Origin of the sequence: Leucobacter chromiisoli (assembly GCF_016522505.1) — a bacterium.
Lineage (GTDB): Bacteria > Actinomycetota > Actinomycetes > Actinomycetales > Microbacteriaceae > Leucobacter > Leucobacter chromiisoli.
The window spans coordinates 79,628-96,233 of record NZ_JAEHOH010000013.1 but is presented as its reverse complement, the minus strand read 5'-3'; the positions used below and the strand labels follow the sequence as shown (position 1 = coordinate 96,233).

The following is a 16,606-nucleotide window of genomic DNA, read 5'->3' as shown; positions in this document are numbered from 1 at the left end:
GCTCAGATGAAGCTCCACGTACCGGAGCCCGTGAGGCTCGTCGTGCCGTCAATCGTCCCGGGGATATCGAGGGTGTGCTGCCAGCTCACCTGACCGGTGTCGGCGAGCACGGTGAGCGTCCAGCTGCCATCGGGGTTCTCGAACCCCGAGACGCCCACCATGTTGCGCACGCTGATCGTGGCGCCCTCCGGGCTCGGCGTCAGCGTGATGGTCGTGCCCGCAGGCAGATAGCCGGGAACGAGCTCTCCGTTCTCCACGAGCCGCCCCTGGGCGTTGGCCCCGTTCCAGATGCCGGCGGGCGCACCGCTGTCGCCGCCGAGGTACACGTATGTGGCCTCCTCGGTGGGCTCACCGGTGGCTGCGACCGCGGGTACGGCGACCGCGGTGGCGATCACCGGGGCGGCCCAGGCGGCGGCCTTGACGACGGAGCGGCGCTTGATGCCGTCGGGGGTGTTCTGCGTATTCTCGTTCATGTTCGCGCAGAGGTCCTTTCCTCTTGGAGTTCTGCAGCGCTTTGCGCGCCCCTCCATATCACCCCGGCGAAAAGCCGACGCACAGCAGATAGCGAGGATCGGTCGCGTTCGGTATTGGAGATGTCGCGTTGAGTAGCGACCGGCCTGCCCCGGGCCGCTTCACGACGTCAACAGCGCACGGCCGAGGGCGAGGGCATTCCGGTCGCCGACATCGCGCGTGCCAGGCTGGATCCTCCGCTGAAGCCGACGAACTGTGCGATCTGACCGACGCTCAATCCGTCGTAGTCCGGATCCCCGAGCATCCTCCGCGCCTGCTCGACCCGCACTCGTCGCAGTTCCTGCCGGATGGTGGTGCCGTTCTTGCGGAACTCCCGCTCGAGTTGCCGCAGCGAGATGTTCACTTCCTCGGCGACGGCCGCGGCGGTCAACTCGGGATCCGAGTGCTGCGCCTCGATCACCGACATGGCGAGTGGAAACGTCGACTGCGTCTGCGCGCTCGGCATGTGCTCGGGCCGATAGGAGTCGACGAGCAGCCCCTGCAACATCTCCTGCAGAAGCCGCTCGACGTAGTAGCTCGTGAACCCGGAAACGCTACCCACGGCTTCGCTGAGCGCGCGCGCCGCGAACGCAGCCACGGGCAGCAGCAGCATCGATGTCTGGGAGACCGGCTGGATCCCGCTGTGAGGCCAGACACCCCGCGCCTCGCCGACCACCTCGGACGGGACCGCGATGGTCAGCAGCTCGCATCCGGTCTCGCTGCGCAACTCGATCGGCGTGCTCGACAGCAGGAAGACCGCGTCGCCCGCCGTCAGAGCACGGCGGTTTCCATTGCTCTCGATCAGCAGCTCTCCCTGCCGGACGACATGCAGTCGCAGTTGCTCCTGCGAGCGGGAATCGAGGCGATGAGGCGACCCGAGAAGCACGCGATGCCCGGCCGGCAGAAGGCGGAGTTGAATCTCCGACACGCCGAATACCGCGCTCTGCGACTTCGCCTGACGCATTCTCGTTCCCTTCCGCGCACTTCCCCGGCGCCCAGCGCCTCGGACCACCGCTCGAGCGCTCCGCCTCGGTGCAGGTCGAGATGCTGCGCGATCGCAGGAGTCGCCGAGATCATTCTTCGACCGCCGACGCCACTCGCTTCGCCACACCTGCAACTTTCACCCCCTTTTTCACCCTCCGAGGCATCCCTGGAAGCGCTCCGGGCGGAAGCTCCGACTGCCGAAGTCCTCCCGCTCAACGGATACACTCGAGAGCGCGGCACCGACGCAGGTGCGCGCAGTCGCCGGTGAAGGAGTACCCGTATGACCGAGGAGCGCCGCTCCCCCGTACGACGTGCGCTGTCCCACCCCCTGACTCACCTGATCGCGGCCACGCTGATCCTCGCCCTCACGCAGGCCTTCGTCGTGAAGCTCTTCCGCGTGCCCTCGGGTTCCATGGAGCAGACGCTCGAGATCGGGGATCGGATCTTCGTCAATCGTCTCGCCTACGGCGCACCCGTGGTGCACGGCACCCCCGACAACGGCGACATCGTCGTCTTTCACACGCAGGATGACCTGTGGCCGCGATCCTCTGATACCTCCAACGGGAGTTCCGCGCTCGACGGCCTCAAGCACGCAGCTCGATGGGCGCTCGGCGACGTGCTCGGCTTCGGCCCCGGAACGCGGCACATGATCGTGAAGCGCGTGATCGGCACGCCCGGCCAGACGGTGGAGTGCTGCGACGCCGAAGGGCGCCTCATGATCGACGGTGTTCCCCTGGACGAGCCCTACGTCTTCGAGGATCTGCCCTTCGTCGCGCGCGAGCTCGACTGCGAGACGGAGCAGCGATCGAGCCGCTGCTTCCCGCCGATCGAGGTTCCCGCGGACAGGTTGCTGGTGCTCGGCGATCATCGCGGTGCGAGCTCGGACGCGGTGTCGCACTGCCGCGCCGGCACGGAGCCGACGGGCGCGGAGTGCGTACGCTGGGTGCGTACCGAGGACGTGATCGGCGAAGTGCTGGTTCGGGTGTGGCCCCTCGGCAGCCTGGGCGGTGTCGAATGAGCGCCGTGGGATCGGGCCGGCTCTTCTCGCTCGACGCGGCGCGCGGGTTCGCCGTCTTCGCGATGGTGATCGCGCACACGTCGCCGTTCATACGGCCGGCGCCGAAAGCGGTCGAGCTCGTCGAGGACGCCCTCAACGACGTCGCGGCGCCGCTCTTCGCCCTGATCATCGGCGTGACCGTGGCCGTCACGGGGCCGGCGCCCTCGACTGCCGACCCATCGGCGCGACGACGCTATCAGCTGCAGACCGCCGTCAAGGCCGCGGCGCTCATCGGGATCGGGATCCTGCTCGAACTCGCCCCGTCGGGCGTGAACATCGTGCTGCAGACGCTGGGCGTGACGATGCTGCTCGCGATCCCGCTCCTCTTCGCCCGGGTGCGCACGCTGCTCGTCTGGGCCGCTGCGCTGATGGTGGTGGGCCCGGGCATCGTCACCGGCCTGCGCGTGCTCGCCGAGTCGCGCCCCGAGCTCGTCTTCCCCCGGACGCCGCTCACGGTGCTGCTCGACCTGCTCGCGCTCAACCCGGGGTATCAGGTGCTCGCGTTCCTTCCCCTGCTGTTGGCCGGCATCGCGATCGGTCGCACGGTGCTGAGCGATCGCCGTCCGATGACAGTGCTGCTCGCGGTCTCGTTCGCCGCACTTCTCCCGATGCAGCTGTGGAAGTCGCTCGACCTCGCCGGAACCGGTCTTCGGGGCGGGTACGTGGAGGTGTGGCGCGAGGCCCCGCTGGCACTGTGCGCCTTCGCGCTCATCGTTCTGCTCACCGACCTCGCGTCGGATCGGGTCGCCGCGATGCGGCGCGTGTTCGCGCCCTTCTCCGTGCAGGGGCGGCTCGCCCTCAGCGTGTACGCCTTCCACGTGCTGGTGCTGATGTGGCTCTTCGCGGTGCGCGCGACCGCCTCCCCGGAGACGCTGCCCTGGTTCGCGCCCCCGCGAGGGTGGCTGCTCCAGATCGGGCTCGTTACCGCCTGCTGGATGTTCTCCGCCGCGTGGTGGCGGTGGCTCGGCGTCGGCCCCATCGAGCGCGTCATCGGTGCGCTCTCGGGCCGGCACCCCTGGAGCTCGGTCTGGGCGACATCGCGGCGGACACATATCAGTCGCCGTGAGCGCACAGGAGCACCCGTATAGGTCTCTTCTCTGCTACTTCCCGGCCTCGAGAACTCCCCGAACAAGAGCTTCGATCTCTTCGAGACCATACGCAACCGGGGATGCGACCACCGGCTGCTGGAGACCGCCCAAGACGACAGCAGCCGGCCCTCCTTGAACTCCCAGAGCGCGCATAGCGGCTTTTGAAGCATAGCGCGCGTACGGGGCTGCATCGGGAAATCGATGTCTCACGACATCGGGCCGCGAGGAAGTCAGAACACGAATCCTTGCAGGTGCGAGCTGTTCTTGCCACTGGGGCACGCGCGCAGCTGTTTTCACACAGCTGCTGCACTCGGCGGAGAGAAAGAGGAGCAGCACAGGGGCTCCGCGCCCGAGCCTCCTCAAACCTACCGGTATGCCCGTATCACTGACGACTTCGACATCAGGAATGGGATCCCCAATAGACGCACCGCCCGTCATCATGTCAATCGAACCAGGAACGACTTCGTTCTCAGATCCCCCAATGCCCGGCTTCTGGTGGCGTGACCTCTGTCCACCGCGGGCTTTCCACAGCGCCAACAGCAGCAAGAGGATTGCCACAGCTGCCCAGGAAAGAGCCACTCCCAGCACGAACGCGAGATCGGCCACGGCCAGGGTAGAGAACAACGAGCCATGTCCGGCTGCGCCCACGGCGACAGTCAGAGCCAAGGCGGTGAGTATCGAATTCCGCAGAATAGACCAACCGGTAACTCGGTCGCTGGCGGAGAGCGGTCCAAAACAGCCGCAGTCGACTTCTTCGTGCCGACTCAGCACGCCCGCGAGGAAAAGCGTGAATACGAACAGAGTCCCGACCGCCAGCCAAGCCGTCACGGCGCGAACCACGCCGGAGGCGAACAGGAATCCAGCAGCGAGCAGCAGTTCCCAGACGGGCAGTGCAGCCGCGAGAGGACGCCGACGTAACACCGCAGGTACCCGTAGCGCTGCCATCGCAGCGAGTGTGGAGGCGCTCCGCCCCAGCTTCATCGCGCCGGACAAGACGAGTGCGAACGCAACAAGCCCCGTCGACGACGCGATGGCGAAGTCGACGGGGCTTGTTGACACAGAGCTAGACTCTAGCGGTTCACACCGGAGCGGTGCCGCAGAGCTGCACGCGGAGGTTCAGGCCGTCGAGAACGGTAAGGCCGCCCGTGAGGCCGAGAATCGCACGGATCAGACCGCGGGTGACCGAGTTGACCGGGCCCGGGAGCACGGTCTCGAGCACCGCACCCAGGTCGAGCGTGCCGAGGTCGACGCTGGCACCAGCGAGAGTGTTGATCTGCCCGAAGTCGGGTGCCTCGTTGCCGGGGTTCGACGGAGCGTCGTTGCCGAGAAGCGACAGAGAGGTCTGCGTGATGACATCGGCATCGAGCAGCAGAGACTGCAGTTCAACAACGGCAGCGGCAGTCGAGATCGGAGCGGTGGTGGTGAGCACGAAGCCCTCCGGGTTGACGCTCGCCACGAAGAGCGCCTGCACCGAGAGCAGGTCCTGGAGCAGTGAGAGGTCGATGAGCGCCGACGGGCTAGTGGCGAGCAGGAACTCGGTTCCCGCCGGAATGGTTCCCTCGTCGGCAGAGATCTCGAAACGCCTCGTCGCACCCTCGTTGAAGCCCAGCAGCCCAAGAGCAGCCTTCACGAGGTCCGTAAGAATGCTGAGGTCGAGGGGCAGGCCAACGAGGCTCACATTGCTCAGCAGACTTTCGAGCGAGGCGATATCGTACTGGCCGTCGCAGACCGCAGTGACGCGGACATCGGTGCCCGGCTCCAGCGTCGCCGAGACGGCGGGAACAGCCACAGCGGTGGCGAGAACGGGCATCGACCATGCAGCGCCCTTGACGATGGTGCGGCGCGAAAGGCCCTGACCCTTGATCTCTTCAGTCATTTCACTTCTCTCTGTATTCGGAACACACAGGCGAACAGGGCGGAACACCCGCCCGTCGTGCACGAGAGAGCAATTGAGGACCCCCGTGGACAGTTCTCACGCAATGGTCGAACTGTCCACGAGAGGCGCCGTCTCCCCTCGGCTGATACCCAACGTAGAGAAAACGGTCGCAATTGTTGAGGGGCGGATCGCAAATCGTCGCCTTATGGGCGAAGCCTGCGCGAAATGTGCGAAGAGGAATGCGCGGAATAACCGTCCTGCGCGATATGTGCCAAATGTGCGCGAATTGATCTCAATTCAAAAAGCGAGAAAGCGCGGACCACGCGAGAACCGTGCGCGGAACTCGGAGACCCTCGCGCGTCACTGCGCGACGACGGCAGCGGCTCCCCCGCGGCACCTGCGGAGCTCGCGCGGCCCGGATCCGTAGAGCTCAGTCAGCGCGCGCCGCATGCTCATCGTCGTACCGAAGCCCGACCGCTCCGCCAGCTGCTCGATCCCCAGAACGTCGTACCGGCTGTCCATGAGCAGAGACCGTGCCAGCCGCGCGCGCTGACGCCGGATCTCGGCGGCGACCGAGGTGCCCGCGTCGGAGAAGACCACCTGCAGCTGCCGCAGCGAGGACTGGACGGCATGCGCGACCCGCGCCGGGTTCAACTCGGGATCGCTGCACTGCTGCGCGATCACCGCCATCGCCCGGTCGCGCAGCACCGCCTTGGGGCTGCCCTGCGACCAGCCTCCGCCCATCCGATCCAGCAGTAGGGCGCCGCCCATCTCGAGCACGAGCTGCTCGACGGCGTAGCTCTCGATCGATGACGCCCGCTGCGCCGACTCCAGCACCGTGGAGACGAACTCCTGCATGGAGCAGTCGAGCAACGAGCGTTTCGCGAAGGTTCCGATCGACGAGGGGAGCTCGGGAACGAACGCCTCCATCGCCTCTCGCGGCACCCGTGCGGCGACGAAGCTCCACTCGCCCGTCAGCCGCAGGTGCCTGCTGATCCCGTTCGGCGCCACCACCAGGGTGGCTTCGAGCGGCACCCAGACGCCCTCGTTCCGGTACGCGAAATCACCGCCGCCGATGAAGATGAAGTCGATGAGGGGAACCTCGCCGGCCTCGGGCTCCAGCATGATCTCCAGCGGCTGGCCGCTCACCGACAGCAGCGAGAGCCCGCCGAATGACCGCTCCTTGGCCCGCACCTGGACTCTGCCGTTGAGCCCGCGGGCACCCGCCGCTATGAAGTCGCTAGGCCCGTACTCACGGGTCCCTACGTCACTGGCCATGTGTCTCCCCAACCCACGACGTGAGAAAGATATTCGTGTCCTTGACATTAGCGTGTCCGACGGATGCAGCGCAGCCGCTCGCGCAGAGGTAGCATCGTATGGATTGTCCTGCCTACTTGATGCCAGAGGGAGACCCCGCGCGTGGAGCTGACCGACTACTGGAAGATCCTGCGTGCGCACTGGATCTCGCTCATCGTCATCACGCTCGTCGGCGGCCTGCTCGGCTTCGGCTGGGCCTTTCTGCAGCCGAAGGTCTACACGGCGGATGCCAGCGGTCTCGTCTCGGCAGGGGTGAGCAGCGATCTCGGATCGGCGATGGCCGGTGAGAACTATGCGAAGTCCCGCGTGAAGTCCTACCTCGATCTCGCGAAGTCGCGCTCGGTCGCCGAAGACGTCATCCAGTCCCTGGGGCTCGACGCGGACCCCGACGACCTCGTCGGTCAGATCGAGGTGGCGAACCCGCTCGACACCGCCACGCTCAGGGTCTCCGCGAGCGCGGGATCGCCTGAGGCGGCACGGGATCTCGCAGAGGCCTGGGTCGGCGCAGTGGGCGAGCAGGTCGCGGAGATCGAGAACGCCAACGCGGATCCCGCGCTCGGCCAGCAGTCGATCGTCGCCTTCCGCTCGCTCGACGCCGCGCAGATGCCCGAGGCGCCCTCCTCCCCCAACACCAAGCTCGCCGTCGCGATCGGCCTCATCGTCGGCCTGGCGCTCGCCGTGGGCTACGCGCTGCTGCGCAACATCTTCGATCGGCGCATCCACTCGATCGCCGAGGTCGAGCGCGAGACCGGGCAGGCCGTCGTCGGCACGATCCCGCTGCACAGCGGTTTCGACCAGGACACCCGCATGATCACGAGCACCGGCGGCAACGACCAGGGGCAGAAGAGCAACGAGGAGTACGCCGTCGCAGAGGCGTTGCGCGAGCTGCGCACGAACCTGCAGTTCATGAACATCGACAACCCGCCGCGCTCGATCGTCATCACGAGCGCGCTGCCGGGCGAGGGCAAGTCGACCATCACCGCGAACCTCGCGAACACCATCGCGGCCATGGGTCGCCGCGTCGTCGTGATCGACGGCGACCTGCGCCGCCCCATGGTGGCGAAGACCTTCGGGCTGCTGCCCGGCGTGGGCCTCACCGACGTGCTCATCGGCAACGCGCAGCTCAGCGACGTGCTGCAGCCCTGGGGCAACACCGGCAAGCTCTACGTGCTGGGCGCCGGCAAGATCCCGCCGAACCCCAGCGAGCTGCTCGGCTCGAACGCCCTGCACGACGTCATCGAGGAGCTCTCGCATCACGCGATCGTGCTCATCGACGCGCCCCCGCTGCTGCCCGTCACCGACGCGGCGATCCTCACCGCTCGCACCGATGGTGCGCTCATCGTCAGCCGCGCGCGCCGCACCACTTACGACGCCCTCAAGGCGGCCCTCAACAACCTCGAGCGGGTCAAGGGGCACGCGCTCGGCATCATCCTCAACGGCGTGCCCAGCAAGGGCGCCAAGGCCGATGGCTACGGCTACCGCTACCGGGCCTACTACGGGCGGACCGAGAAGCAGGAGCAGGCCCCGGTCGTGCAGCAGGACGACGCCGACGAGTTCGCCGCCCTCATCGCGGGCACGTCGGCCCCCGCAGACACCACGGCGGCTCCGCGGCCTGCGGCGCCTGCACAGCCTGCAGCGCCGGCCCAGCCCGCTTCCCCGGCGCCGGCTGCGACGGCGACGCGTCAGGCGCCCGCAGCCCCTCCCACTCCGACCGCGGCACGACCTGCGGCGGATGCGCCGCCCGCCGCGGGCCCCGGTCAGGGGTCGGCGCCCGCAGCCGATGAGGGACCGCGCCGGCGCAGGCGCGCGCAGACCCGATGAGTCGTCGCAGCAGACGCAGTGTTCCGCCGGTCGCCGTACTCACGGTCTGCACCGGCAACATCTGCCGGTCTCCGCTGGCGGAGCAGATGCTGCGGATGCGCCTGCGCGACGACCCCAGGTTCGAGATCGGGAGCGCCGGCCTGCACGCCGTCGTCGGCGCACCGATGGATCCCGACGCCGCGACCCAGCTGCGGGCACACGGAGGGGATCCGGCCGGCCTCATCGGCGAGCAGCTCGCCGATGAGCACGCGGACGCCGCCGATCTGATCCTCACCATGACGCGCGGACAGCGCGACGAGGTCGTGCGGCGGCATCCGAGAGCCGCGCGACGCACGTTCACCCTCGCCGAGTTCGCGGCGCTCGCCGGCTCGGGTGACATCGATCGCGCAGCGGATCCTCGCGCCGTCATCGACCAGGCGGGCCGGTCCAGGTCCACCGTGCGGCTCACGGAAGACCAGGACGTTCCCGACCCGATCGACGCGACGGCCGAGGTGCACGCCGTCGTCGCCTCGCAGATCGTCGGTCTCGTCGACACCATCGTGCGGACGCTGCGATGAGCGACGCGCGCTGGGCCGTGCCCGACGACGTGATCTGGGTGGACGCAGAGGGCGCCACCTTCGTGCTCGACACCCGAGTGCGAGATCCCCGCCCCCAGCGGCTCGACGGAGGCGGGATCCTGATCTGGGACCTCCTCACCGCTCGACCGCGCACGATCGATGAGCTCGTCGACGAGATCGCGGCGGCCACGGGAGCGCCCGAGTCCGAGATCCGCGGCGGAACCGCGCCCTTTCTCGAGCGGATGGCCCACCTGGGCTACGTCGAGCGGCGGTAACGCCGGCGGTGCTCGGTGCGCCGTCCTCGCGATTCACATGCCGCGGCCGCTCCGCACCCGCTCCGCCGCGATCCGGCCCATCCCCGCCAGTCGCCGGCGCTCCCGTTCCTCCCGCCTCCAGGCCTGCACCAGCGCGATCAGCAGCACTCCGCAGAGCGTGCCCAGCGTGTTCGCGATCACGTCGAGCACCGAGGTCACGCGACCGGGAATGAAGAGCTGGATCGTCTCGATCGCCGTCGACACCGCGGCGCCCAGCACCACCGTCCCCACGAGCCCCCAGGGGCGAAGCCAGCCGAGGGCGGGCGGCACGAGCAGGCCGAAAGGCACGAACAGCACGATGTTCGCCCCGAACTCGATCACTCGGGCGGCGAGCCCGACGGGGACGCCGAAACGACCGGCGAAGTCGGCGAGCACCCAGACGAGATCGAGGGCCTGATGGTCCTCGGGCGGCAGGAACACGATGAGCACCAGCAGCACGGCGTTCACCGCGAGCAGCAGGAGGGCGACCGCCCTGCCCAGTCCCGCTCGATTCCGCATCACCCCAGTATGCCCGTCGGCTCCTGAGCGGATTCGGATGATACGGTGCACGAAGGGTGGCAGGGGATCCGGTTCGCTCGCTCCTTGCATCCGCTTCCCCACGTTCTCCCCGGCTCGTCTGCGCTACGCTGAGCTGGAAAGAGCGTCGGGCGACGCTCGTTGCGGTAGCCGGCGCCGAACTCCCCGTTCCTCGCGCCGGCGCACACTTCAAGGAGACGACACCCGATGGCCGATTCGCGTTCCGCTCTGGACCAGCTCTTCGACGAGGCGCCCTCCGGGACCTCGGGCGGCAGCGGGTCGGGCGGAGGCTCCGGTCGGAGAGGCGAGGGCCGAGGGGGCGACGGCCGGCGGGGCGAGCCGCGCAAGCGCCGCGGGCTGCGCAACACCGTCATCGTGCTCGTCTCGCTCATCGCGCTGCTCGGGATCGCGGCGGGCGTCGCCTACCTGCTGATCGCGAACACCTACAACGAGGTGAAGCGGGTCAGCATCGAGCAGGATCCCTCGCTCGAGCGCCCCGCAGAGACCGTCGTCGATGACGGCGCGAAGGCGCCGATCAACATCCTGCTGCTGGGCTCCGACTCGCGAGAGGCCACCGATCGGAACGCCTCCGTCGAGGATCTCACGGGTTTCCGCAGCGACGCGATCATGGTGGCGCAGATCTCTCCCGACCGCCAGCACGCGACCATCATGTCGATCATGCGCGACAACTGGGTGCCGATCCAGGGCGTGGGCGAGGCGAAGATCAACGCCGCGTTCTCCTACGGCGGCCTGCCCCTCGCCGTGAACACGGTCGAGAACTACATCGGCGCGCGCATTGACCACGTGGCGGTCATCGACTTCGAGTCGTTCAAGGGCCTCACCGACGCGGTCGGCGGGGTCACGGTGAACAACACGGTGCCCTTCACGGCGCAGAACGGCGGCGGGGGCTTCACCTTCGAGGGCGGCGAGATCACCCTCGACGGCGAGCACGCGCTCTCCTTCGTGCGCGAGCGCTACGCGTTCAGCGACGGCGACTACCAGCGGGCCCGCAACCAGCAGGCCTACATGAAGGGGCTGCTGCAGAAGACCATCAGCTCCGAGACCATGAGCGATCCCTCGCGCATGGTGTCCATGTTCCAGTCGCTCAAGCCCTACCTGATCCTCGACGAGGGTCTCGACCTGAACCGCTTCGTCAACCTCGGGCTCGAGTCGCGCAAGCTGCGCTCCGACGACATCGCCTTCTTCACGAGCCCCACCCTCGGCACCGGAACCTCCGCCGACGGGCAGTCGATCGTGATCCCGGACGAGGCGGGCATGGAAGCGATCCGCACAGCTTTCCACGACGGCACGATCCACGAGCTCGCGCCCACCCTCGCCGCGGGGTAGGGCGTCGCCCGGGAGACGCCCACGCCCTCGTGGCCGCAACCCAGCTGTTCAGAGAGGAACACCGATGATCGAGATCGACTCGGGCGCGGACGTCGCGCTCCCCGCCTACGATCGCACCGGCGTGACGGTCGGGATCGCGCACTTCGGCGTCGGCAACTTCCACCGAGCCCACCAGGCGCTCTTCATCGACCGCTGCCTGCACCGGCCCGGGCAGCAGGACTGGGGGATCTTCGGGATCGGAGCCGGAGACTCCCCCGCCTCCCGCATCAAGGCCGACGCCTTCGAGCGGCAGGGCGGGCTCTACACGCTCACCGAGTTCGCGCCCGACGGCGGCCACTCCTCCCGCGTGATCGGCTCCATCCTCGAGTACGCCCACGCGCCCGCGGACTACGACCGCGTCGTGCGCGCGCTCGGCGACCCGCGGCTCAGGATCGTCACGCTCACCATCACGGAGGGCGGCTACCTCGTCGACCCGGCCACCGGCCGCGTGCCCGAGGACCACCCCGCGGTGCTCGCCGACGCGCAGGGAGACCGGCCGACCGTGTTCGGTCTGCTCGCCCGGGCCCTCGCCGGGCGGCGCGGCGCCGGCATCGCGCCGTTCACGGTGGTCTCCTGCGACAACCTGCGGCACAACGGCGACGTGGCGCGGGCGGCCCTCACCGGGGTGGCAGCGGCGATCGATCCGGAGCTGGCGCGCTGGATCGGGGAGCACGTCGCGTTTCCCAACTCGATGGTCGACCGCATCGTGCCCGCCGTCGGCGACGCCGAGCGCCAGCGCCTGAACGAGCTCACCGGCGTCGATGACGCGATGCCGGTCATGGCGGAGTCCTACCTGCAGTGGGTGCTCGAGGACGACTTCCCCGCCGGGCGGCCCGAGCTCGAGGCCGTCGGCGTCGAGTTCGTGGAGGACATCACGACGCACGAGACGATGAAGGGGCGGATCCTCAACGCCTCGCACGTGCTGCTCTCCTTCCCCTCGTTGCTCGCCGGATACCGCCACGTGCACGAAGCCCTCGCCGATCCGCTGCTGCGCGGCTTCGCCGAGCGGTTCCTCCTCGACGACGTCATCCCCGTGCTCGACGCTCCCGCCGGCGTCTCGCTGCCCGACTACGCCGCGTCTGTGCTCGAGCGCTTCGCGAACCCCGCCGTCGGCGATCAGTGGGTGCGGATCGCCACGGACGGCGCGACGAAGATCGGCGTCTTCCACACCGCGACCCTCGAGGCGCTGCTGCGGGCAGACGGCGACACGCGTCGCCAGGCGCTCATGATCGCCTGCTACGAGCGGTTCCTCGGCGGAGTCGACGAGCGGGGCGTCTCGTTCGAGGTGGGCGAGCCGACCCTGTCGGACGCCGATCGCGATCGGCTGCGCGATGCGGACGGGCTCGGGATCCTGCGCATCGCGCCGCTGGCTCCGCTCGGACTCGACCGCGATGCGGCGTTCGCCGCCGACTACGCGCGGGCCCGCGATGAGCTCGCCGCGCGGGGCGTGCTCGGCGCGATCGAGGCGCTCGGCCTCGCCTGAGCGCCGGACGGCGTCCGTCGGCGCCGCGACCGATCGCGGCGGGCGCCGAACCCGCGCCTCAGAGGCCCGAGTAGGCGTGCAGGCCCTTGAAGAACACGTTGACGATCGTGAAGTTGAAGATGACCGCGGTGTAGGCGATGATCGACAGCCAGGCGGAGCGGATGCCGCGCCAGCCGCGCGTGGCGCGGGCGTGGATGAAGCCCGCGTAGAGCACCCAGATGACGAAGGTCCAGACCTCCTTGGTATCCCAGCCCCAGTAGCGGCTCCAGGCGCGCTCGGCCCAGATGGCGCCGGCGATGAGGGTGAAGGTCCAGAACGCGAAGCCGATGATCGCCATGCGATAGGCCAGATCCTCCAGCCGCACCGCGTCGGGCATGCTGCGCAGCCAGGGCATGCCGGCCTGGCCGCCGTCCTTCAGCTGGTTCTCGCGCCGCGTCTGCAGCAGCTGCAGCACCGAGAGCCCGAACGACAGCGTGAGGAATGCGACCGCGAGCACGGCCACGAGGATGTGGATCACGAGCCAGTACGAGTCGAGCGCGGGCTGCAGCGGCACGATCTCGACGTAGAAGTTGATCTTGGTGACGCCGAGGAACAGCACCGAGAGGCCCGTGATGAGGGCGCCGAGGAAGCGCAGATCGACGAAGACCTGCACGACGAGGAAGACGAGCACGATCGCGCAGGTGGCGGTCAGCGCGAACTCGTACATGTTGGCCCACGGCACGCGCTCGGCGCCGATGCCGCGCAGGATCGTGGCGCCCATGTGCAGCAGGAAGCCGAGCACGGTCAGCGAGAAGCCGACGCGCAGCGATCGGGAGCGCGAGCGCGCAGGCGCGGCGTCGACCGCCGACGCCCCACCGCGCGCTCCGCCGATCGCGCTTCCGCTCGGGATCCGGCCGGGGGCCGGATCGGCGGCGGGGGCGGGCGCCAGAGTCGCGGTGGCGGTCGCTCCGCCGCTCGCGCCCTCCGCGGACGCGGAACGCACGGTCGCGGCCCGCGTCGCGCCGATGCTCCCGGCGGCCTCGTTGAGGGCGGCGGCCCGGTCACCGCTGCGGTTGGCCAGATCGACCACGTAGAACACGAACGCGATCGAATAGACGATCATCGCCGAGTAGAGGGCAATCGTTGAGTATTCTTCCAGCGCCACGATCCCTCAGCTTAATCGCTCCCCGTCCTATTCGGCTGGGAGCGCGGCGCGTACCTGCCCGAGTAGAAACGCCTCGGCTCGTCAGTTGTGTACCCGAAATCGCGATTTCGGTTACACAACTGACGAGCTGAGGAGGTCGGCGTGCAGAAGAGGCGCCTACACCCGCTCGCGGTGGCGATCCCGCAGTTCGGTCACCGCGCGCTCGAGCGCTGGGTCGTCGCCGCGGGCGAGCGCGGCGTACTGCAGCACCACGCCGTCGTCGGCGGGCACGGCCTTCACCCACATGCGCCGGCGCGGCACGAACAGCGACCAGAGCAGGCCGCCGAGCGCCGCGAGCGCGAACACGAGCACCCACACCTGGGTGGGGTCGCGCATCACGTCGAACGACGCGTAGCGGGGGGCCGCCGAGAAGGTGATCGTGCCGAGCCCGTCCGGCAGCTCGGCGGTCTCGCCCGGCCTCAGCTCGATCGAGTCGACGTCGACGGCGCGCCCCGTCAGCTGCTCCATCTTCGACGTGTCGAGGGCGTAGACGGACTGGGGGACGCCGTCGTCGATCCCGAGATCGCCCGCGAACACGTCGAGCGTGAGCACCGGGTTCTCGAGATCGGGGTACACCGAGGTGTACGCGCCGGTGTCGAGGTCGGCCTTCGTGGGGTAGAAGAAGCCGCGCAGGCCGAGCTGCACGTCGGCGCCCGAGTCGTCCACGATCCCATGCGGCACCTTCACGACGCCGAGCGAGGTCATGTTGAGGTTGTCCTGCGGGATGAAGGGCATCGACTCCTCGTAGACGACCGTGCCCTCGGAGTTCGCGATGGTGAGCGTCGGGGCGTAGCCGTTCGCGATGAGGTAGATCGGCGATCCGTGCACGCGCAGCGGGTCGTTCACGCGGATCACCTCCTGCGAGGTGCCGTCGTCGCCGGGGCCCATGAGCGTCATGTTCGCGACGTACTCCTTGACGAGCCCGATCGCGTCGACGTTGCCGTCGTCGGGGGTGTTGTACGAGACGTCGAGCGAGTCGAGCCGCAGGCCGAACGACTCGAGGCTCGCGTCGTCGAAGGATCGCCCGGAGTTCACGGTGTCGTAGTCGATCAGCTGGTTGATGAGGGTGTCGCCCTCGACGAGCACCTTCTGCCCGTTGAACTTCACGGCGCCCCCGATCCCGACGCTCACCAGCACGCCGAGCAGCGCGACGTGGAAGATGAGGTTGCCGGTCTCGCGCAGGTAGCCGCGCTCCGCCGACACCGAGATCTCGGTCGTCCCGCGGCGCGTGACCCGCTGGATCTCGGTGCGGTACCGCTGGCGCCTCAGCAGCGCGGCGGCCTCCGACACCGCGCGCTCCGCGAACTCCTCGCGCTCCTCCGACGTGGCCGAGGGGTTCGAGATCCGCAGCTCCTGGTACCCGGCCATGCGGGCGAGGCGCGCCGGCGTCTTCGGGGGCGTGCCCCGCCACGCCTTCCAGTGGTGGGCGATGCGCGGCAGCACGCAGCCGATCAGCGAGATGAACAGCAGCAGGTAGATCGCCGAGAACCACACCGATCCGTAGACGTCGAACGCCTGGATCGGGAACGCGTCGAGGATCGGGAACAGCTCGGGGTGATCCTGCTCGTACTGCACGACGCCGTTCGGGTCGGCGCCGCGCTGCGGCAGCAGGGAGCCCGGGATCGCCGCCACCGCGAGCAGCAGCAGCAGGATCAGGGCCACGCGCATGCTCGTGAGCTGCCGCCAGAACCAGCGCAGCCAGCCCTTCAGGCCGAGCTCGGGCGACTCGGCGACCACCCGGCCGCCGGCCCCGCTTCCGTCGTCGTAATCAGAGGGGCGTGACATATCCGCCGATCACCGCCTGCAGTGCGTACATCATCCGGCTCCAGAGTCCGGTCACCATGAGGAGACCGATGAGGATCAGCAGCCCGCCGCCGATCAGGTTCACGGCACGTATATGCCGTTTGAAGAATGTCATGGTCTGCGTCATCCAGCCGAAGCCGAACGCGGCCAGCACGAAGGGGATGCCGAGCCCCAGGCAGTAGAAGATCGCCAGGATCACGGCGCGGGAGACGGAGCCCTGCTGCAGGCTGAGCCCCATGATCACGGTGAGCGTGGGGCCGAGGCAGGGGGTCCACCCGATCGCGAAGACCGCTCCGAGCACGGGAGCGCCGGCGATCCCGAGCCGCGGCTTGACGCGCAGCTTCCTCGTGGTCTGCATCCTCCCGAGGAACCCCATGAACACGAGCCCCATGAGGATCACGACGACGCCCATCACCCGGGTGATGACGCCCTCCCACTCGAGCAGCCACACCCCGACGGTGCCGGCGGCGGCGAGGAACGCGACCAGCACGGCGCTGAATCCGCCGACGAAGAGCAGCGAGCCGAGGATCAGGCGCCTGCGCGCGGGCGTCTCCCCCGGCGTCGACTCGGCGGCCGAGCCGACGTAGGCGAGGTAGCCGGGCACGAGCGGCAGTACGCAGGGCGAGAGGAAGGAGAGCAGCCCCGCCGCGAGAGCGATCGCCGACGCGACGAGCAGTTGCCCGTCGGCGACGAGGTGCTGCACGTCCACGT

Annotated in this window: 16 protein-coding genes; 7 read left to right on the top strand and 9 right to left on the bottom strand. The window is 68.8% G+C overall.

What is annotated here, in order from left to right; all coding sequences use genetic code 11:
• Positions 1-2: 2 nt before the first annotated feature.
• Both JD276_RS15960 and JD276_RS10540 read right to left on the bottom strand, forming a co-directional pair.
• Complete coding sequence (locus tag JD276_RS15960) at positions 3-473, bottom strand: hypothetical protein (protein ID WP_233615592.1); 471 nt, start codon at positions 471-473, stop codon at positions 3-5.
• Between the two features lie 167 nt (positions 474-640).
• Positions 641-1,474, bottom strand: coding sequence for an AraC family transcriptional regulator (locus JD276_RS10540; RefSeq protein WP_200115609.1), 834 nt, complete (start codon positions 1,472-1,474; stop codon positions 641-643).
• A 300-nt stretch (positions 1,475-1,774) separates the two neighbouring features.
• On the opposite strand from JD276_RS10540, the gene lepB reads away from it, so the two are divergent.
• Positions 1,775-2,512 (top strand): signal peptidase I, encoded by a 738-nt coding sequence (gene lepB, locus JD276_RS10535; protein ID WP_200115608.1) that lies wholly within the window; start codon positions 1,775-1,777, stop codon positions 2,510-2,512.
• A complete protein-coding gene (locus JD276_RS10530) occupies positions 2,509-3,639 on the top strand; it encodes a DUF418 domain-containing protein (RefSeq protein WP_200115607.1) in 1,131 nt (376 codons plus the stop codon). The genes lepB and JD276_RS10530 overlap by 4 nt, the downstream gene beginning before the upstream one ends.
• A gap of 12 nt (positions 3,640-3,651) precedes the next feature.
• On the opposite strand, the gene JD276_RS10525 is transcribed toward JD276_RS10530, so the two are convergent.
• From JD276_RS10525 to JD276_RS10515, 3 genes are all read right to left on the bottom strand, one after another.
• Entirely contained in the window at positions 3,652-4,698 is a 1,047-nt protein-coding gene (locus tag JD276_RS10525) for a MauE/DoxX family redox-associated membrane protein (RefSeq protein WP_200115606.1), read from the bottom strand.
• 19 nt (positions 4,699-4,717) lie between these two features.
• Positions 4,718-5,515 (bottom strand): hypothetical protein, encoded by a 798-nt coding sequence (locus JD276_RS10520; RefSeq protein WP_200115605.1) that lies wholly within the window; start codon positions 5,513-5,515, stop codon positions 4,718-4,720.
• Between the two features lie 360 nt (positions 5,516-5,875).
• Positions 5,876-6,793, bottom strand: coding sequence for an AraC family transcriptional regulator (locus JD276_RS10515; protein ID WP_200115604.1), 918 nt, complete (start codon positions 6,791-6,793; stop codon positions 5,876-5,878).
• A gap of 141 nt (positions 6,794-6,934) precedes the next feature.
• On the opposite strand from JD276_RS10515, the gene JD276_RS10510 reads away from it, so the two are divergent.
• Genes JD276_RS10510 through JD276_RS10500 form a run of 3 tightly spaced genes read left to right on the top strand, consistent with a single transcriptional unit; the run spans position 6,935 to position 9,485 of the window.
• Positions 6,935-8,653: a tyrosine-protein kinase domain-containing protein gene (locus JD276_RS10510; RefSeq protein WP_200115603.1), complete on the top strand. Its 1,719-nt coding sequence runs from the start codon at positions 6,935-6,937 to the stop codon at positions 8,651-8,653.
• Positions 8,650-9,210 carry an arsenate reductase/protein-tyrosine-phosphatase family protein gene (locus tag JD276_RS10505; RefSeq protein WP_200115602.1) on the top strand — a complete coding sequence of 187 codons (561 nt, stop codon included), beginning with the start codon at positions 8,650-8,652 and terminating at the stop codon, positions 9,208-9,210. The genes JD276_RS10510 and JD276_RS10505 overlap by 4 nt, the downstream gene beginning before the upstream one ends.
• On the top strand, positions 9,207-9,485 hold the full coding sequence (locus JD276_RS10500; RefSeq protein WP_200115601.1) for a PqqD family protein: 279 nt from the start codon (positions 9,207-9,209) through the stop codon (positions 9,483-9,485). Before JD276_RS10505 ends, JD276_RS10500 begins: the two co-directional genes overlap by 4 nt.
• A 33-nt stretch (positions 9,486-9,518) precedes the next feature.
• Here JD276_RS10500 and JD276_RS10495 read toward each other — a convergent pair whose 3' ends face one another.
• Entirely contained in the window at positions 9,519-10,022 is a 504-nt protein-coding gene (locus JD276_RS10495) for a VanZ family protein (protein WP_200115600.1), read from the bottom strand.
• A gap of 225 nt (positions 10,023-10,247) precedes the next feature.
• Between JD276_RS10495 and JD276_RS10490 the strand changes: the two genes are divergently transcribed.
• On the top strand, positions 10,248-11,387 hold the full coding sequence (locus JD276_RS10490) for an LCP family protein (protein ID WP_200115599.1): 1,140 nt from the start codon (positions 10,248-10,250) through the stop codon (positions 11,385-11,387).
• Between the two features lie 64 nt (positions 11,388-11,451).
• Positions 11,452-12,909, top strand: coding sequence for a mannitol dehydrogenase family protein (locus tag JD276_RS10485; protein WP_200115598.1), 1,458 nt, complete (start codon positions 11,452-11,454; stop codon positions 12,907-12,909).
• A 58-nt stretch (positions 12,910-12,967) separates the two neighbouring features.
• Here JD276_RS10485 and ccsB read toward each other — a convergent pair whose 3' ends face one another.
• The 3 genes from ccsB to JD276_RS10470 form a co-directional block, all read right to left on the bottom strand.
• A complete protein-coding gene (gene ccsB / locus JD276_RS10480) occupies positions 12,968-14,011 on the bottom strand; it encodes a c-type cytochrome biogenesis protein CcsB (protein WP_200115652.1) in 1,044 nt (347 codons plus the stop codon).
• Between the two features lie 198 nt (positions 14,012-14,209).
• A complete protein-coding gene (resB, locus tag JD276_RS10475) occupies positions 14,210-15,877 on the bottom strand; it encodes a cytochrome c biogenesis protein ResB (RefSeq protein ID WP_200115597.1) in 1,668 nt (555 codons plus the stop codon).
• Positions 15,861-16,604, bottom strand: a complete 744-nt coding sequence (locus JD276_RS10470; protein ID WP_200115596.1) for a cytochrome c biogenesis CcdA family protein — start codon at positions 16,602-16,604, stop codon at positions 15,861-15,863. The genes resB and JD276_RS10470 overlap by 17 nt, the downstream gene beginning before the upstream one ends.
• Between the last annotated feature and the right edge of the window lie 2 nt (positions 16,605-16,606).